Source organism: Synechococcus sp. R60.1, assembly GCF_047461835.1.
Lineage (GTDB): Bacteria > Cyanobacteriota > Cyanobacteriia > Thermostichales > Thermostichaceae > Thermostichus.
This window is the reverse complement of record NZ_JANSIA010000003.1, coordinates 17980-33491: the sequence shown is the minus strand read 5'-3', so window position 1 is coordinate 33491 and position 15512 is coordinate 17980. Positions and strand designations below refer to the sequence as shown.

Genomic DNA, 15512 nt, shown 5'->3' with positions numbered 1-15512 from the left:
ACTGGGGGACAAACATGTGTGGACGGTTTAGCCTGGCAGTGGCCCCAGAAGTGCTGATGCAGCATTTCGGCTTGCCGGCGGCAGCCCAAGAAAGGGCAGCTGTCCCCCGGTATAACATCGCTCCTTCTCAGCCGGTGCTGGCGGTGGTGGCGGGATCCCTTCAGCGCAAGGCAACCCATTTTCGCTGGGGCTTGATCCCCGCTTGGAGCCAAGCCGCCAAGGCCGGGTTGATCAATGCTCGTTCTGAAACGGTGGCCGAGAAGCCTTCTTTCCGCGAAGCTTTCCGCCGTCGTCGCTGCTTGATCCCGGCCGATGGTTTCTACGAGTGGGCCGACTCAGGTACGGCCAAGAAGGGCAGACAACCCTACTGGTTTCACCTGCTGGATCGACCGGTATTTGCCTTTGCCGGCATTTGGGAACGCTGGCGCAGTCCAGAGGGGGTGGAGGTGGAAACCTGTGCCATCCTCAACACTGCCGCCAACCGTCTGATGCAGCTTTTTCACGAGCGGATGCCCGTGATTTTGACGGAAAACGACTACGACCTCTGGCTGGATCCCCAGGTGCAGGATCCCAAGCTGCTTTTGCCCTTGCTCCGCCCCTACCCAGCAGAAGCCATGGCGGCTTATCCGGTCAGCACCTATGTGAACAACCCCCGCCACGAGGATCCCGCTTGCCGTGCTCCTATCGGAGAAGCAGTGCAGGGATCCAGCCTCAGCGAGCCCGCTGGTAGCGCATCCCCGGCAGTTGTACCAGCCAGCCTTCCAATTCCATAAGCAGCAGGGTACTGGAAAGGGTGGCAATATCCATCTGGCTAGCCTGGGCCAGGGCATCGAGGCTGAGGATGCCCTCCCCTAGCAGCTGCCAGAGCAGTTGCTGTTGGGGATCGCTGGGGCCAGTGGACGAGGGCTGCTTTAGCACAGGGGATCCCTGGAGGAGGCCCAAGTCTTTCAACAGCTCCTCGATCCCCAGGATCATGCCGGCGCCGTCGCGGATGAGCTGCAGGCAACCGCGGGCTGCTGCCGTGTCGATGTTCCCCGGCAGGGCATACACTTCCCGACCGTAGTGGTTGGCCAGGTGAGCAGTAATTAGCGCTCCCGAGGTTTCCGGAGCCTCCATCACCAAAGTGGCGCGGCAGAGGCCGGCAATGATGCGGTTGCGCTGGGGAAAATGCTCCTTGGCCGGTGGCGTGCCGGGGGGATATTCGCTGAGGATGGCCCCTTGGGCCAGGATGCGCCGGTAGAGAGCTTGATGGTGAGCTGGGTAAACTTTGTCCACCCCCGTTCCCACCACGGCCACCGTCTTGCCGCCGGCATCCAGACAGGCCTGGTGGGCAATGCCGTCGATCCCCGTTGCCAGCCCCGAGACCACCACACAGCCAGCTTCCGCCAGGGCAGCGCTGACTTTCTGGGTCCACTGTCGACCGTAGGCCGTAGGGGCGCGGGTGCCGACGATGGCAATAGCCGGCTGTTGCCAATTGGGACATTCTCCTAGGGCATAGAGAATGGGCGGGGGATCTGGCACCTCCCACAGCAGCGGCGGATAGTCCGGATCTGCAGGCGTGAGAAAGGGGATCCCCGCTTTGAGGGTTTCCTCCAGGATCTGCTCGGGATCAAGGCCAGGACGGGCAGAGACAATAGCCTGGGCCAGGGTGGGGCCAATGCCTTCCACCTGCCGCAGGGCCGGGGCATCCGCTTGCCAAGCCCGCTCCAGGGATCCAAAAAACTCCGCCAGCCGTTTCAGGCGGTGGGGGCCAATCCCTTTGATGCGGGCCCAAGCTAGCCAGTAGGGCCGCTCCCGTTCTTCATGGCCTGGCCCACGGGAAGGCTCCCTCTTGCCAACAGGATCTGAAGGGGAAAGGGGAAAAGACAATTTAGCTCTGCGCAGTAGTGGCTGTATCTTAAATGATTGGCAAAAGGAACGCTTGGCAAAAAAGCAGGAGATGGGTAGATGTCAGGGTTGGATCCCGCCGGTAACCTTCAAGGATCAAGGCAGCTGCGGTTTGGGCGGATGCGCCAAGCTTGGGTGTGGGGGGCCTATCCCCTGCTGTGGCTGTTGACCTGGGTGGGATCCCGCTCTGCCCAGCCGCAGGTATTGGGGATCCCTGCTTGGTACTGGGGGGCAGGGCTGGCCGTGCTGCTGCTGGTGCCCTTGAATCTTTACATTGTGCGCGTTTGCTGGCCTGGAGATGACTGACAGCATTTTAAGTTTGGGTGTGGTGGGGGTGTACTTGCTGCTGCTGGCAGCCATCGGCTTCTGGAGCTATCGCCACAGCGGTCGGGATCCGGTTAGCTACTTTTTGGCGGGGCGGGGTCTGGGATCCCTGGCTCTAACCTTGACGACGCTGGCGACGCTGCTCAGTGCCTTTACCTTCATTGGGGTGCCAGCGGATGCCTATACCCACGGCCTAGGGATCTTCCTGGGGGTGGGAGTGACCACCGCCTTCATTTCGGGGCTGTTTTTGTGGGTGGGCTACCGGGTATGGCTAGCAGCCCAACACTTTGGCTTCATCACCCCTTCGGAGTTCTTCGGCCATCGTTTTCAAAGCCCCCTGTTGGCGTTGTTGTATTGCCTGAGCGCTTTGGTGTTTACAGCCCCCTACATCAGCATCCAGATCATTGGCGGAGCCCGCACCCTGGCGGCGGTGTTGGGGGAGGGGATCCCCTACTGGCCCTTGGCAGTGGTGGTGGCCTTGGTGATCCTGGGGTATGTGCTCTTTGGCGGATCCCAGGCGGTGGTCTGGACGGATGTGGTGCAGGGGATCATCTTGATTTTGGGGATGGGGGTGGCCTTTGTTGCAGTGGCTTTCTCCCTAGGGAGAGAAGCGGGTAGCGAACTGGATCCCTGGCTGAGCTTGCCCGGCCCCCAAGGACGCTGGAGCTGGCAAGGGTTACTCGGCAATCAACTGCTGTTTTTCATGGCCACTCCCCTTTTCCCACAATTTTTCCAGCGCTTTTACATGGCCAGGAGTGCTCATCCCTTCAAGACCCTGATGGTAGTCTGGCCGCTGCTGATTCTGCTGGTCTTTTTCCCGGCAGCTCTTCTTGGGGTTTGGGGCCGCCTGGCTTTTCCCGGCCTGGAGAAAGCGGACCAGATCATGCCCCTGATGTTGCAAACTCTGCCCGGCGGTGTGGCAGCGGTGGTGATTACAGCAGCTCTGGCCGCCCTCATGTCCACGGCAGACTCACAGCTCCTTACGGCCAGCTCGTTGGTAACGCGGGATCTGGTAGTGACCCTCTTTAGACGCCAGCTTTCCCCCCACCAAGAAGAACAATTGGGACGCTGGGTGGTGCTGGGGATCGGTTTGGCCTCTTTTGCCATTGCCCTTAACCCGCCGGGGCTGATTGTGGAGATCGCCACCTGGAGCTTTCAGGGAAATGCCATGCTGTTCCCTGTCTTAATTGCCGGTCTGTACTGGAAGCGGGCTACCCGCGCTGGGGCTGTAGCCGGGGCCCTCGTCTCCAGTGGCCTGACTTTAGGTTGGCTGTCGGGTCTGTTGCCGCGGGCTTGGACAGGGGGCTGGTTACCCGTAATCCCGGCAGTGGTGATCGGCAGTGGGGTGTTAATTGGCGTAAGCTTGCTTACCCAGCCGCCCAAGGAGCAGGTGACCGCCTACTACGAGGAAGGGTCTTGGGGAGAGTAGGTTATTCTTTATCGATCAGCTCAATCAACGCTTTTCCAGGTCTGCCGGTAGCCAGCCAGCTTGAGCCAGGCCGTTGAGAAATGCGAAAGTCCCTCCTAGAAAAAGCAAGCCCATCAGGCCCGCCAAGGGGTTGCCACCAATCCCCGTTAGCCACGCTGGCGCCCTGCCGGTGTAGTCTATCCAGGCCAAGTTGTTGACCCAGGCCATGCCCCATACCCAACCCGCGTGCAGCCCTAGGCTAAGGCCCAGCTTGTTTTGGTTCCAGACCCTCGCCTGCACCAGCAGCAGCCCCATCAGCCACAGTCCGGGAAATTGCGGCCAGGTGGCGAGAATCTCAGGCAAAGGCTTCAGGAAATGGGCCACAGCAAAGAGGAAGCTGGATCCCCACACCGCAGTGCTGCAACCGTAGTCCAGCAGCATCTCCTGCAGCAGCCAGCCGCGAAAAAACAGCTCCTCCGCCAGCGCCACCCCCAAGCCCAAAAGCAACCCCAGCAACCCATAGACCAGCAGGGATCCCCCTCCTACCGCCCTCCAACTCAGCCAACCCAGGGATCCCTCCAGGCCCAAAAGCAAGAAAAGCCCCCCGACCCCGATCCCCAGGCCCCACAGGATCCCGCCTCGGCAAGGCCAACTGCCATCCAGTCCATAGGCGGCAAACCCGGATCCCCACAGCCCCAGCCAGACCAGCAGCAAGGCATACAGGGGCAGCCACAGGTAGGCTCGCGCTTCCGGAAAAAACCACCCCCCCAGCCCGACCCACGGCAGCCAGGCTAGGAGGGGGATCGCCAAGAAAAGCAGCAGACGCAGCAGAAATGGACAAGCCCTCAGCTTGGAGATCGGCAGGCCCATCCAACCCGCCCCGCCTAGCGTTCCGGCTCAATGGAACTGGTCAGGCCATGCTGCCGCAACTGTTCGCAGTAAAACTCCGCGTGCTCCCGCGGCACCACGATCACCACAGCAACGCCGTTGTGGTGGGCTTCCAGCATGATCTCAGTGGCTTGCGGCGGCATCATCGCCGGGATCACCTTCACCAGCACCTGAACCACGTACTCCATGGTGTTGACATCGTCGTTGTGCAGCAACACCCGGTACATGGGCATGTGCTTTGGGGTTACAGAAGGCTTGACCAGAGTCTCCGTAGCCACGACGATCCCTCCTTCGGCAGGGTCAACAAGAAGTCTAAGGAACGCAAAACCGCAAAAATGGGGCAAAAGCAGGAAAAACTGTAATGAAATTTTAGCCTTCTCAGCAAGCTCTGTGAAAAGGCCGTGGGGAACCTGGGCGCAGGGGTCAGAGCCGTTAAACCAACCCTAACCCAGCCTTCACCTGCCCACAACCTCAGCTTGGGGGCAAAAGTGCTTGACTAAAAAGGCGATTGGCCTTTGTTGCGGATCCCTTTACATTTGCCTGCGTCCCTGAGGTGGGTCTTATGAGTTCCCTGCGTTCCCGTCGCTTTTTCCTGCAACTGCTTATGTTTGGAGGTGGGGCAGCCGCCCTGGCTGCCTGTGGGGGCACCTCCAGTTCCTCCATTCCCCCCCTGGGAGAGCCTGGATTTCCCCAAGGGGTATTTGCCGGGGATCCCACCTCGGAAGGGGCGGTGCTTTCCACGCGGGTGATCCCGGCCAGCGCGACAGATACGGTTGCGGTGACGTTGCAGGTGGCTGAGAATTCCGAGTTCAACCCCATTTCGCAACAAGTTTCGCTTACTGCTCGCCGTGTGGCGGGCCGCAACTACCGCACTGAGCCAGGCGACTACATTGCTCGTGCCGTCGTCACCGGCTTGAGGCCAGCGCAGCGCCATTTCTACCGTTTTGTCAGCGAAGGCTTCACCAGTCCCGTGGGACAGTTCCGCACCCTGCCGGCTCCTGGGGATGGGCGGCCTGTTCGTTTTCTGCACATTAGCTGCGCCAACGAGCCTCCCTTTCCTATTGGGGCAGCCATGCTGGCAGAAGTCAGCCGCGGCGATATCGATTTCATCTCCTTTAACGGCGACACTGTCTACGCCGATCGCTTCTGGCTGGGGCTGGATCCCATCGGCAATCTGGAGTTCTATCGCAGCCTCTACCGGGATCAGCGGGATCCCAACTATGCCGGGCGGGAGTTCGCGCAACTGTTTGGCCGGACTTCCTTTGTTGTCAACTGGGACGATCACGAGGTGATTGACAACTACAGTGGCCAGAAGGCCCGCGGTGGCCGGGCCACTCAGCTCAACGACACCACCGGGCAAACCCGGGATGTGGAAGATCTCAAGGTGCTCGGCTACCAAGCCTTTTTTGAATACAACCCCATTACCCCCAACCTGACAGATGTGGCCGGTGTGGATAGCCGGGATCGGCTGTTTCGCAGCTTCCGCTACGGGGCCAATGCCGAAGTCTTTATCCTGGATCTGCGCCAGTACCGGGATTTGGCGGCGGTCACCCCCATTTTGCCCATTTTGCCTCCCGGCCTGACCCGGCAGCGCTTTTTGGAGCTGGCCGGCATTCGTCTTACGCCCGAACAGGAAACCCTTTTCTTCGGCCCACCCGGCTCCGAGCAAGCCCTGTTTAACCTGCTGCGCCGCACGCCGCGCACGCTGTTGGGCAATCCGCAGAAGCAGTGGCTGTTCAACGGCCTGCGCAACTCCACCGCCACCTACAAGTTCATCGTCAGCGAGTTTCCCATCACGGTGACCTACTTCCGCTCCAACGATGTTTGGGAAGGCTACTGGCTGGAGCGGCAGGAAGTCATTGACTTTATTGAGAGCAACAACATCCGCAACGTGGTGTTCCTGACGGGCAACAACCACGCCGGCTTCATCGGCCAGGTCAACCCCGGCAGCAGCAACCCTATCTGGGAGGTGTGGACCGGCCCCACCGGGCGGAGCGTTACGGCCCTGAGCATTGACGAGCTGGGCAATCAACTGGGGATCCCCAATGCCAGCCGCCTGTATTACCGGATTGTGAACGGCTTTTTGGCACCGGTGAACCCGACCAATCCGCAAGTGAGCGGGATCCCAGGGGTAACCACAGGCAACCTGCGCTTTTTGGAGCTGGCGGTGCCCAACTACAACGTTATTGAAGTGTCCGGCAGCCGCTGCACCATTCAAATCAAAGGCCCCGCCGGCAGTGTTTTGACGGATCCCTTGGGGCGACGCGGGGAACTGAGCTTGCCACAATAAAACCACAATAAAGAAGTCGGCTCAACCGATGAGCCAGCTGCGCCGGATTGTCAATCAGAATTAAGGGATCCCTGCTCTACTCGGGATCCCTTTTTTTGTAACTCTTTTTCGCGATTTTCAGCATGAGATTCTTAAGATCCTTAACGTGATCTGAATCATTCGGGAGAAACGGATCTGGGTGCTAGAGTGTGGGCGTTGAGGTGGATCCCTGTAGAAAATCTATTCTTTCTCCGTTTTTCAGTAGGGAGGGCAGTCTTATGGCTTCGGTGCGGGGCTGGTTGATGGCAAGCTTAATAGGGGCAGCCACGGTTGTTGGGGGCGCTGCCGCTTGGGCTCAGAGCCGTAGTTTGTGGCTTTTTAATGGACAATCGACCGTAGTTACAGGCTACTTCTACCGAGGTGAAAACATCTGGGCGCAGTGCGATCGGGATTGCTTCGATGTGGATCTAGTGCTTTACGATACCAGCGGTCGGGTGGTGGCTGCAGACGAACTGTTGGACGATTTCCCCATCGTGCAGGCGCCCTACGAGGGCAACTTTTCCGTCAAGGTGATTATGGCTAGCTGTCTCCACCCCCGTGGTTGCGCTGTGATCGTAGACTCGGACTACAGCTTCTAGAAGGGTGCTGGCTGTCCTCACTTCGCTGCTACTGCTTAGGAACTCAGTCCGTAGCCTAGGCTGCTTTGTGAGCAGCTTCCTGGACTTTGGCGTGGGTAAACTTGCTCAGGCCGTGGATGGTCTTTTCCCAGTAGAAGGGCTTGGTGAAAAGCTGCCACAGAGCCATGTAAGCTGCCATAGAGTGCAGTTGCCAGTAGATGGGGTTGAGCAGAGCATAGAAAGCCAGATCGTAGTAACCGCGGCGGAAGACCGCGACCAGGTTCAGGTAAATCCCAATGGCGTTGCCCACCAGGAGGTTAAACAAGCCCAGATAAACCAGCCAACTGGGAAATAGGTTTTGCAGCCAATGGGCGCGGGTGAGCAGCCAGTAAATAAACAGCAGCCACATGATGGGGCTGGTGAGAAAGGTAAAGAAGCTGCCCCCGATAAAAAATTGGTAGGATAGCCAGTTTTTGAGGCCCAGCTTGCGCAAGGAGCGCAGGGGGTTGCGGTTGTGGACCAGCCAAGTTTGCATGTAGCCTTTGATCCAGCGGGAGCGCTGCCGGATCCAGTTTTTAACGGCACAGTTGGCCTCTTCGTAGGTGGTGGAGTTGATCACGCCCACGGTATAGCCGTGCTGGCTGGCGCGGATGCCCAAGTCGGCGTCTTCAGTGACGTTGAACGGATCCCATCCCTGCAGCTCCCGCAGGCGGTCGGTGCGAAAGTGGTTGCTAGTGCCTCCCAGGGGGATGGGCATTTTCAGAGTTTCCAAACCCGGCAGAAGATAATCAAACCAATAGGAATACTCCAAGGTGAACATGCGGGTGAGGAAGTTCTCGTTGCGGTTGAAGTAGTTGAGGGCAGCCTGGACGCAGACCAAGCTGGGATCCCCTTTCTGGAAGGCGATGACCGCTTTTTTGAGTTGATCTGGGTCAGGAATATCTTCAGCGTCGTAGATGGTGAGATATTCGCCACGGGCAAAGGCCAGGCCGTAGTTGCAGGCTTTGGGTTTGGTCTTGGGCTTGCTATCCGGTACCAGCAGCAGGCGCACGTAGCGGGGGGGCTTGGCAGCCCGGGCCGCCTCAATGGTGGCGCGGTCGTTTTCTTCTAGCAAGATGAGCACATCTAAGCGCTCATGGGGGTAATCCAGCTTGGAGAGAGACTTGATCAAAATTGGCATCACTTCCGGTTCTTTGTAGACCGGCACCAGGATGGTATAGATAGGCAAGTCGCGATCATCCAAAGCGGCTACTTCCTCATCGGTAATCTGGTGGAAGCGATCGGCGGATCCCACTAGGCTGAGCAGCAGTTTGAACAGGATCGAAGCGACGTAAAAAAGATTGATCAGCAGCACCAAAATGGTCAGAGTCGTCCAGGGAGCAGTGGCCAACCCCAATAGAAATAGCAGCAGCAGGCCGTAGCCCACTGCAATCTGAGAAGGAGTAAACACCCGCGAGGCCGATTCCTCCGGCAGGCGGGCCATCAGCTTGTACACCGCCTCTTGGCTGAAGCGGGATCCCTGGTCTTGGCTGAGCAGTTGCGTGATATCCTGCTCGGTGCCCAGCACCTTTTCAATCCGCAAGCCTGGCCGCCAGCTGTAGAGCAGCTCATCCACCGCCCAGTCCAGGGGGTCATTGACCATCACTGTAAGGGTGTGCTCATCCGTCCAGCTCAAGGGGTAGAAGAGGTGGCGCATCATCACCTCGGGATCAAACTGCCGGCTCAGGCTCTCGTCGCGGTGGAGCAGCCCTGTCCCCATTAGTTCTGAGACAGCGGGGTAGCCCAGCAAATGGGCTAGGATGCTGAGATACTCGGGGGTGGAGAGGTAGCTCAGCCGGGTCAGCACCTGCCCCAGGCTGGAGCCGGTGCGGCGGCGGATCTCCAAAGCCTGCTGCCACTGCTCTAAGGTAAGACGGCTGCCCAGCAGCTCGGCGGCCAGCTTGCGCTCAAGGATGACCGTCAGGATCTGCTTTTCAGTGGCTGGGATCTCCCAGAGTTTTTCTGCTTCCGGGCACAGGTGTTTCACAGACTGCCAAATGGCGGGGAAGCCCGGCTCTTCTGTGGCCACCACAACAGTTTGCGGGTCAAGCCAACCACAGGGCAAAAAGCGCACCGGCACCAAATCAATAGGCTCAATCAGCCAAGGCAGCTCTGGATCTAGGGAGTGCTTGAGCAGCCAGTCTCTCAGCCTAGGCCGGTCCAGAATCTGGCGACACAAGTTGACAAACTTGCCCGGGTGCATGACTCGCAAGCTCCAAAGAGCCCTAGGCAAGGAGCAACTAGCTGCTTCGCGATACTCCTCAGCCTCAGCCAATTGCTGCCGGGTAAGGTAGCCCGTGCGCAAAAGCGAGGATTTGAGGGACTGGAGCATGGCTGGAAACCCTATTCGCGCAAGTGGGACGGAGTCCTTGCTTGGCTCAAGTCTGGTTTAACCGGAAGTCCTCTGCCAACCCCCCTAGGAAAGGGTGGGCGACTCAGGGCGGCGGGCCAAGCGTTGGTAGGTATTCCAGGCTCCTACTGCCAGCAAAAGGGCCAGCAGCAGCACTAACCAATAGCGGTATTGCCACAACAAAAGCTGCCAACTGAAGCGACCAGGGTAGCGCACTCGATAGCCTGCCGGCGTGAGATCCCAGCTTTGCACTTGGGTGAGATCGGGGGCAGCGGCATAGGCGGTGAGCACGTTTCCCTGTAGCTGGTTGGCCAGGCGGGTGCTCGGATCGGCAAGGCCGCGGCTGAGGCGCTCTGCCAAAACCGGGTCAGATCCCCACCAGGAAAGCCAAAGGTTCGGCTTACCTTTCAGGAGAAAGTACTGCAAAAGGCCGAGGTTTTCTTGAGGCTGAGCGGCCAAGGCCACCTGCCGGTTGAGGGGATTGATGATTTCAAACTGGGATCCCAGCCGGATGGGGCTATTAAGCTCCACCTGATCTGGCCCAGCCACGATCACCTGCCAGGCAAAGTTCCCCGTCTCCAGGTTGGCTTCCTCTTTGGGCAAAACCTCAAGGGTGGGCAGCAGGGGTCGGGCAGCCAGCCGGCTGAGGGCACCGACCAGGTAGGCGGCAGCCGGCAGCAGTTGGGGATCCCCTACCCACACTTGGCCGGATCCTCGAAGCACCGCCGGGATCTCCTGCAGCTCGCCAGTGGGGGCTTGGTAGCCGCTCCAGATAAAGCCAGAGCTATCCGAGCGCACTTGCAAAGTCAGCGGGGTCAGGGATCCCTGGCAATTACCGGGGCTGGCGCCATAGTCAAAGCGGAGCTCCAGTTGATTAAAGCGGCGCAGCAGGCGGGTGGGCAGGGTCACAGTTTCGTTGAGCTGGGTGCGCCCGGTTAGGTTGTAGGTGCGCAACAGAACGCCATTCAAGAACACGTAGCCGGTGAGGCGATCCCCCACTCGGCCATCCACCGGGTTCATAATGACGTCTAGTTGCGCCGCCAGATCCCGCGGCCGCCCCCCCAATTGGGACAGGCTGAAGTTGAAGACCAAAGACTGGCTGCCAAACCCCCGCAACATGGGATCCACGATCCCCAGCTCTCGCAGGCTGAGGCGGTTGGCCCTGAGCGCTCTCTCCAGATCCGCCACCCTTGTCACCTGGATGCCGCGGCTGACCAGCCCCGCCCGCTTCCATTCTTCATAGAGAGCAAGAATAGCTTCCCGGCGGGCGGCCACTCGCAGGCGGGATCCCTCTGGGGTAATTTGATGCTGCAAGTGGGGGGTGAAATTGGCCGGCTCTAAGATCACCTGTGCCCCCTGCTTCGGACGGTTGCTCCACAGGATGGGCGTTTGCGGAAACAGGTGAGAAAGGAGGCTGTACAGCCACAGAGCTGCTTCCGCCGTCTCAGAGGAAGGATTGGCCGGCACTACCAAAGTAACCTGAGGATACAGCCGGCCCAGAAAACCGGCCACCGTGGCATCAGGAACGAGGGGCGCCAGCTCAAAGAAACTGTCCCGCCCTACCGTCAGCAGCAAATTGCCGGTATTCAAGTCGGCACAGATGTCGTCGGTAATGCTCAAAAAAGGCTGCACCGACAAGGTGATAAAGCGCTCGCCAGCGGCCAAGCTGGGGATGGGCACCCGCACCACCGGCTCCTGCCGCAGGTCCCGCACCAGAAAAAGGCCCATTAGCTCCTCGTTGATCAGCACCCGCACCGTGGACGTGGGCTTGAGCACCGGCGAGGGATCCAGGCGCAACTGCACAAAGCTGGCCTCGGGGTCAAGGCCGTTGAGGGGGGCAGGGATCCCGATATCTAGACGCGGGTTAGCTCCTTGCAGCAGCACCGAGCGGTCGTAGCCCAGCCTTTGCAGAGAAATGACTTCCGCTGCGTGGACAGCCGTCGGCCCGCAACACCAAAGCAAACCGGCAACCCACAAAGCCCACTGCCTTGCCTTCTGCGTCACCTTGACCCCCTCTTGCTTATCCCTCACTTGTCTAGTGCAGGCAAGCCCCTTGGCCTACCTGACCCAGGTTTGCCCGACATGCAGAAATCTGTAAGCTTTCGGGGTCTGTACGCACAAATCGTGGATTCGGATGCCCAGGGGATCCCTTTACTGGCGGGCGTAGTCGTCCTCAAAGCGCACGATGTCGTCTTCCCCGAGGTATTCCCCGTTTTGCACCTCGATCAACACCAAGGGAAGGGTGCCGGGGTTTTCCAGGCGGTGCTTGGTGCAGGGGGGAATGTAAGTGGACTCGTTGGAGCTCAGCAGCATCACCTCTTCTCCACGGGTCACTTTCGCTGTGCCCCTGACCACGATCCAGTGCTCGCTGCGGTGGTAGTGCATCTGCAGGCTGAGCCGATGGCCAGGCTTCACCTCGATGCGCTTGATCTTGTACATCGGGCCTTCATCCAAAACCCAGAAGGATCCCCAGGGACGGGTCTCTGCTTGAGAGGGTACCAGCTCAAGCGCTGGAACTGCTGCTTCATTCACGTCCCGCACAGCCTGCAACATAAGATCATGTCCTTGCAAAGTCGTCCCCATCCTCTCTCAGAATCCGAGAACCCCTCATCGACAATCTGGCTGAATTGGCCTACGCCAAAACTCGTAGATAAAGTCTCTCAAGACAGGGAATGCTAGTCTATCCCTGTGTCCAGTGCCTAGACACGTCAGCCCATCCCCACGCCCTACTTGAGACATGTTCTCATTAACACTAAATAGCTCTTGAGGCTCGATTGGCGATTTAACCAGTTACCCTCCAATTAATCTCCAATTAATTCTAAATTCTTGAAGCTACTGAAGTAACCCATGTTTCTCACCAAGCTCAGGGCTTTCTTGCGGCTCTTCGGGTCTACCGGGATCCTGTTTCTGCTGCTGGCTAGCCTTCTGTGGGGTTTGAAGGAAGGCTGGAGCTGGGTGAGCTTGGAGATGCAGTTTCTTGGCTATAAGGGATCCGTAGCCGCCCTGGGGCCGGATCCGCGCCTGCCCATTGTCGGCACCACTTTCCCCCCCTCCCTGGTGCTGGCCACGGCCATTCTGGGACGATCCCCGCTGTTGCTGCAGACCATCTTGGGCTCTCTGGTGCTGGGCTGGGTGTGGCGGCAGTTACGCCGTTTGCCGGTGGAGGTGGGATGGTGCTGGCTGTGGGGTTTGTTGATGGTGGTGCAGCCGACTTTGATCTTGATGCTGCTGCGCAGCCCTGTTTGGACAGCCACAGCAGGGTTGGTGGGGGTGAACATGGCCCTGCTGTTTCCCTTGAGTAAAGAGGAGCAGGCCAGGGCAGAGACTGGGGCGGATTCTGGCGAGCTGCCCATTGCGCTACGGCTACTGCTCATTGGGCTGGCGCTGGGGCCTCTGATGGTGCTGCGTTGGGAAAGTGGGTGGCTGCTGCCCTGGGTGGCAGGGGTGCTGCTGTTGGCTTTTCGCAAACAGTCCTGGGGTTTTCGGCTGGCTTCGCTGCTGGTGGCAGGGTTTATCAGCCTGGCCCTGATGTTGAGCTGGCTGTACGTGAACTGGCTGTCGGCAGGGGATCCCTGGGCTTTCACCTACCAGGTGGGCAGCGGTCTGCGGCTGCCGCAATTGCGGGAAGACTTGCAGCAGGCGGGTGGCTGGCGGGGGGTGCTGGAGGCTGGGAAATGGCTGGCGGTGCTGGCCCCTGCCTATCTGCTGTTGGGGCTGGGATCCCTGCTGGGCCGAGGCCCGGGTCGCTGGGTATGGGCTCTGGTCTGGGGGATGCCGCTAGTCATCCTGCTGGCTTCTCTAGGGCAGGGGCTGTTTTTGCGGGAGCTGAGCCGCTTTGGCCTTTTCTGGGTGCCGCTGCCTTTGCTGATGGGCGCCTACTTGTGTCGCGGAGCCGGCCCCGGTTGGGCTAAGCGCCTGTTGATCACTGCCCTCTTGGGGTTGAACTGCCTCACTGCCGGTTATGGGGTGAGCCAAGAGCCGGGTTTCCTCATGCCCCTGGTGGCCGAGGAGCGGGATCTCTGGGAGCGGCTGGTGGCAGGGGTAGTGCCCCTTAGTGGCGAGTTGGAAGCTGCCCAAAACCTGTATGAAGTAACCTCTGCTGGGCAAGCCCTAGAAGACTGGCGGAGGCTGCGGCAGGAAAAGCGCCAGGTTGGGCAGTATCTCTATCGCCACCTGTTGCCCGGGCGAAAAGTGCTGGTGGACGACGACATCCACTTTGAGGCTATCTTTTGGGCAAGGGATCCCCGCTCTTTCCTTACTCCTCACCAGTACGAGTTTGCCCTGGCCCTTCAGCATCCCCAGGAAAGGGTGGACTACCTCTTGGTAGCGGGGCTGGCGGATCCCTTGCGGAGCGCCGATCGCATCCTGCAATTTTGGCCTGAGCTCAATTTTGAGGGGCTGCCGGGCTTCAGGGAGGTTTATAGCTCCCCCCAAGTGCGGCTGTGGGCTCGCCAACACCAAGAGGAACCGCAGGAGGAGAGGAGATGAAAAGGAGACGATCCTGGCAGCGGCGACAGGTGCTGCAAGCGGGCGGAGCGCTGCTGGCTGCCTATGGGGTTGCCGGCTGTGGCCAGGAGTTTTTGAGTCAGCAGGGGAGTCGCAGCCCGGAAAATGCCGAGACGGGAAGCATGAACTTGTCAGAGCTGCTGGCCCGCTGGCAGGTGGGCATTGGCGAGGATCCCGGTCGCTTCCTCTGGGAAATCGAGTCGGATCCGCAGGTGGCGGCAGTGGCGCAGGGGTGGGATCCCCATTTCCTGAGCGGCTGGCTGAACAGCTTTGATCACCGCCAGGGGGATCTCTCCTTTTGGCGCAACTGGCACCAGGCCGGGCTTTTGCGGCAGTGGTTTGAGCGGGGCTATACCCTGCATGTCATCACCTGGGAAGACGACACCACCCGTCCCAGCGGCGACTACCACATCTCCAAGCAGTTTGTCCAGGATGTAGCCGAATTGGCCGGCTATATCGCTCAAGCCAACCCCCAAGGCCGCCCCACCTACTGGAGCTTGGCTACTGAGTTTTCCTACTGGCGGATCCCAGCAGATACCTACAACGCCGACACTGCTTTCTACTACCAAGCCCTAATGCGCAATGCCCTCACAGCCCGCCAAGCCATCAAGGAGCGGCTGCCGGCAGCCGAAGTAGCCCTGTGCTGGGGGGGCTGGATTGCCACCTTTGACGACCCTTCCCGGGGGGCAGGCCGCAGCATGGTGGAGCCCTTTGCCGAGACCCTGAGCCGGATGGACGGGATCGCCTTCCAGTCGATGCGCCAGCGGCGGCCAGGGGAGTTTAACCCAGAGCTGAACGGCCCGGATCCCGGCAACCCAGAGCAAATCCGCCTCTGTTGCCGCCTGTTTTCCCCTATCCACTCCAACCTGATGTTGGCCCACTACGAGCCCTCCATCAAAGACAAGCACCCCAGCGGCGGACGGGCCGACACCGTCCATACAGACTTTCAGCTCATGAGCCAGCCGGAGTGGCTGCGGGAAGTGTCTCAACTGGGGCTGCGGCACCTGTCCTTGATGCACTACGGCCTGTACAAGGGGGATCCCTTCGGAGCGCTGACCGCCGCTCGCCAATTCCGGGCACAGGTGGGCCTACCGGCTGCCACCTCATAGTTAGCAGTCGTTCCAAAGCCGGTTTTGTCCCGGATCTTGGCCCAGAGCTTGATCCTGGGGATACAATCCCCCTGAAGCTGCCGGGATCCCTGCCATGGAGAAGCTGAGATTTCTA

At 59.7% G+C, this 15512-nt stretch carries 13 protein-coding genes; 7 read left to right on the top strand and 6 right to left on the bottom strand.

All coding sequences use genetic code 11. The features are described 5' to 3' along the window. Positions 1–14: 14 nt before the first annotated feature. Positions 15–773, top strand: a complete 759-nt coding sequence (locus tag NW834_RS01040) for an SOS response-associated peptidase (RefSeq protein WP_414418832.1) — start codon at positions 15–17, stop codon at positions 771–773. Here the strand turns inward: NW834_RS01040 and dprA are convergent. Next, positions 712–1869 carry a DNA-processing protein DprA gene (gene dprA / locus NW834_RS01035; protein ID WP_011432322.1) on the bottom strand — a complete coding sequence of 386 codons (1158 nt, stop codon included), beginning with the start codon at positions 1867–1869 and terminating at the stop codon, positions 712–714. The two genes, NW834_RS01040 and dprA, sit on opposite strands and share 62 nt — an antisense overlap. A 138-nt stretch (positions 1870–2007) precedes the next feature. Between dprA and NW834_RS01030 the strand changes: the two genes are divergently transcribed. After that, positions 2008–2193: a hypothetical protein gene (locus NW834_RS01030; RefSeq protein WP_414356651.1), complete on the top strand. Its 186-nt coding sequence runs from the start codon at positions 2008–2010 to the stop codon at positions 2191–2193. After that, positions 2186–3640 (top strand): sodium:solute symporter family protein, encoded by a 1455-nt coding sequence (locus tag NW834_RS01025; RefSeq protein WP_414418833.1) that lies wholly within the window; start codon positions 2186–2188, stop codon positions 3638–3640. The genes NW834_RS01030 and NW834_RS01025 overlap by 8 nt, the downstream gene beginning before the upstream one ends. 24 nt (positions 3641–3664) lie before the next feature. On the opposite strand, the gene NW834_RS01020 is transcribed toward NW834_RS01025, so the two are convergent. Together NW834_RS01020 and clpS are read right to left on the bottom strand one after the other, a co-directional pair. Next, positions 3665–4489 carry a lysostaphin resistance A-like protein gene (locus NW834_RS01020; RefSeq protein WP_414418834.1) on the bottom strand — a complete coding sequence of 275 codons (825 nt, stop codon included), beginning with the start codon at positions 4487–4489 and terminating at the stop codon, positions 3665–3667. Positions 4490–4503: 14 nt separating this feature from the next. Further along, entirely contained in the window at positions 4504–4785 is a 282-nt protein-coding gene (gene clpS, locus NW834_RS01015; protein ID WP_011432326.1) for an ATP-dependent Clp protease adapter ClpS, read from the bottom strand. A gap of 284 nt (positions 4786–5069) precedes the next feature. On the opposite strand from clpS, the gene NW834_RS01010 reads away from it, so the two are divergent. Together NW834_RS01010 and NW834_RS01005 are read left to right on the top strand one after the other, a co-directional pair. Next, positions 5070–6797, top strand: a complete 1728-nt coding sequence (locus NW834_RS01010; protein ID WP_414418835.1) for an alkaline phosphatase D family protein — start codon at positions 5070–5072, stop codon at positions 6795–6797. Positions 6798–7054: 257 nt separating this feature from the next. Further along, positions 7055–7414, top strand: a complete 360-nt coding sequence (locus tag NW834_RS01005; protein WP_414388390.1) for a hypothetical protein — start codon at positions 7055–7057, stop codon at positions 7412–7414. A gap of 55 nt (positions 7415–7469) precedes the next feature. On the opposite strand, the gene NW834_RS01000 is transcribed toward NW834_RS01005, so the two are convergent. From NW834_RS01000 to NW834_RS00990, 3 genes are all read right to left on the bottom strand, one after another. Further along, positions 7470–9764: a glycosyltransferase family 2 protein gene (locus tag NW834_RS01000; protein ID WP_414418836.1), complete on the bottom strand. Its 2295-nt coding sequence runs from the start codon at positions 9762–9764 to the stop codon at positions 7470–7472. Between the two features lie 84 nt (positions 9765–9848). Continuing rightward, a complete protein-coding gene (locus tag NW834_RS00995; RefSeq protein WP_414418837.1) occupies positions 9849–11786 on the bottom strand; it encodes a cellulose biosynthesis cyclic di-GMP-binding regulatory protein BcsB in 1938 nt (645 codons plus the stop codon). 147 nt (positions 11787–11933) lie between these two features. Further along, positions 11934–12335, bottom strand: a complete 402-nt coding sequence (locus NW834_RS00990; protein ID WP_148202691.1) for a cupin domain-containing protein — start codon at positions 12333–12335, stop codon at positions 11934–11936. A 294-nt stretch (positions 12336–12629) separates the two neighbouring features. Between NW834_RS00990 and NW834_RS00985 the strand changes: the two genes are divergently transcribed. Beyond that, complete coding sequence (locus tag NW834_RS00985) at positions 12630–14270, top strand: hypothetical protein (RefSeq protein ID WP_414417610.1); 1641 nt, start codon at positions 12630–12632, stop codon at positions 14268–14270. After that, positions 14267–15397 (top strand): hypothetical protein, encoded by a 1131-nt coding sequence (locus NW834_RS00980; RefSeq protein ID WP_414418838.1) that lies wholly within the window; start codon positions 14267–14269, stop codon positions 15395–15397. Before NW834_RS00985 ends, NW834_RS00980 begins: the two co-directional genes overlap by 4 nt. Positions 15398–15512: the final 115 nt, after the last annotated feature.

What these genes read in the sequence shown, in the direction of transcription:
- NW834_RS01020 (WP_414418834.1), bottom strand. Translation starts at nt 4,489, where the DNA reads ATGGGCCTGCCGATCTCCAAGCTGAGGGCTTGTCCATTTCTGCTGCGT.
- NW834_RS01010 (WP_414418835.1), top strand. Translation starts at nt 5,070, where the DNA reads ATGAGTTCCCTGCGTTCCCGTCGCTTTTTCCTGCAACTGCTTATGTTT.
- NW834_RS01025 (WP_414418833.1), top strand. Translation starts at nt 2,186, where the DNA reads ATGACTGACAGCATTTTAAGTTTGGGTGTGGTGGGGGTGTACTTGCTG.
- NW834_RS01040 (WP_414418832.1), top strand. Translation starts at nt 15, where the DNA reads ATGTGTGGACGGTTTAGCCTGGCAGTGGCCCCAGAAGTGCTGATGCAG.
- NW834_RS00990 (WP_148202691.1), bottom strand. Translation starts at nt 12,335, where the DNA reads ATGTTGCAGGCTGTGCGGGACGTGAATGAAGCAGCAGTTCCAGCGCTT.
- NW834_RS01000 (WP_414418836.1), bottom strand. Translation starts at nt 9,764, where the DNA reads ATGCTCCAGTCCCTCAAATCCTCGCTTTTGCGCACGGGCTACCTTACC.
- NW834_RS01030 (WP_414356651.1), top strand. Translation starts at nt 2,008, where the DNA reads ATGCGCCAAGCTTGGGTGTGGGGGGCCTATCCCCTGCTGTGGCTGTTG.
- NW834_RS00985 (WP_414417610.1), top strand. Translation starts at nt 12,630, where the DNA reads ATGTTTCTCACCAAGCTCAGGGCTTTCTTGCGGCTCTTCGGGTCTACC.
- NW834_RS00980 (WP_414418838.1), top strand. Translation starts at nt 14,267, where the DNA reads ATGAAAAGGAGACGATCCTGGCAGCGGCGACAGGTGCTGCAAGCGGGC.
- NW834_RS01005 (WP_414388390.1), top strand. Translation starts at nt 7,055, where the DNA reads ATGGCTTCGGTGCGGGGCTGGTTGATGGCAAGCTTAATAGGGGCAGCC.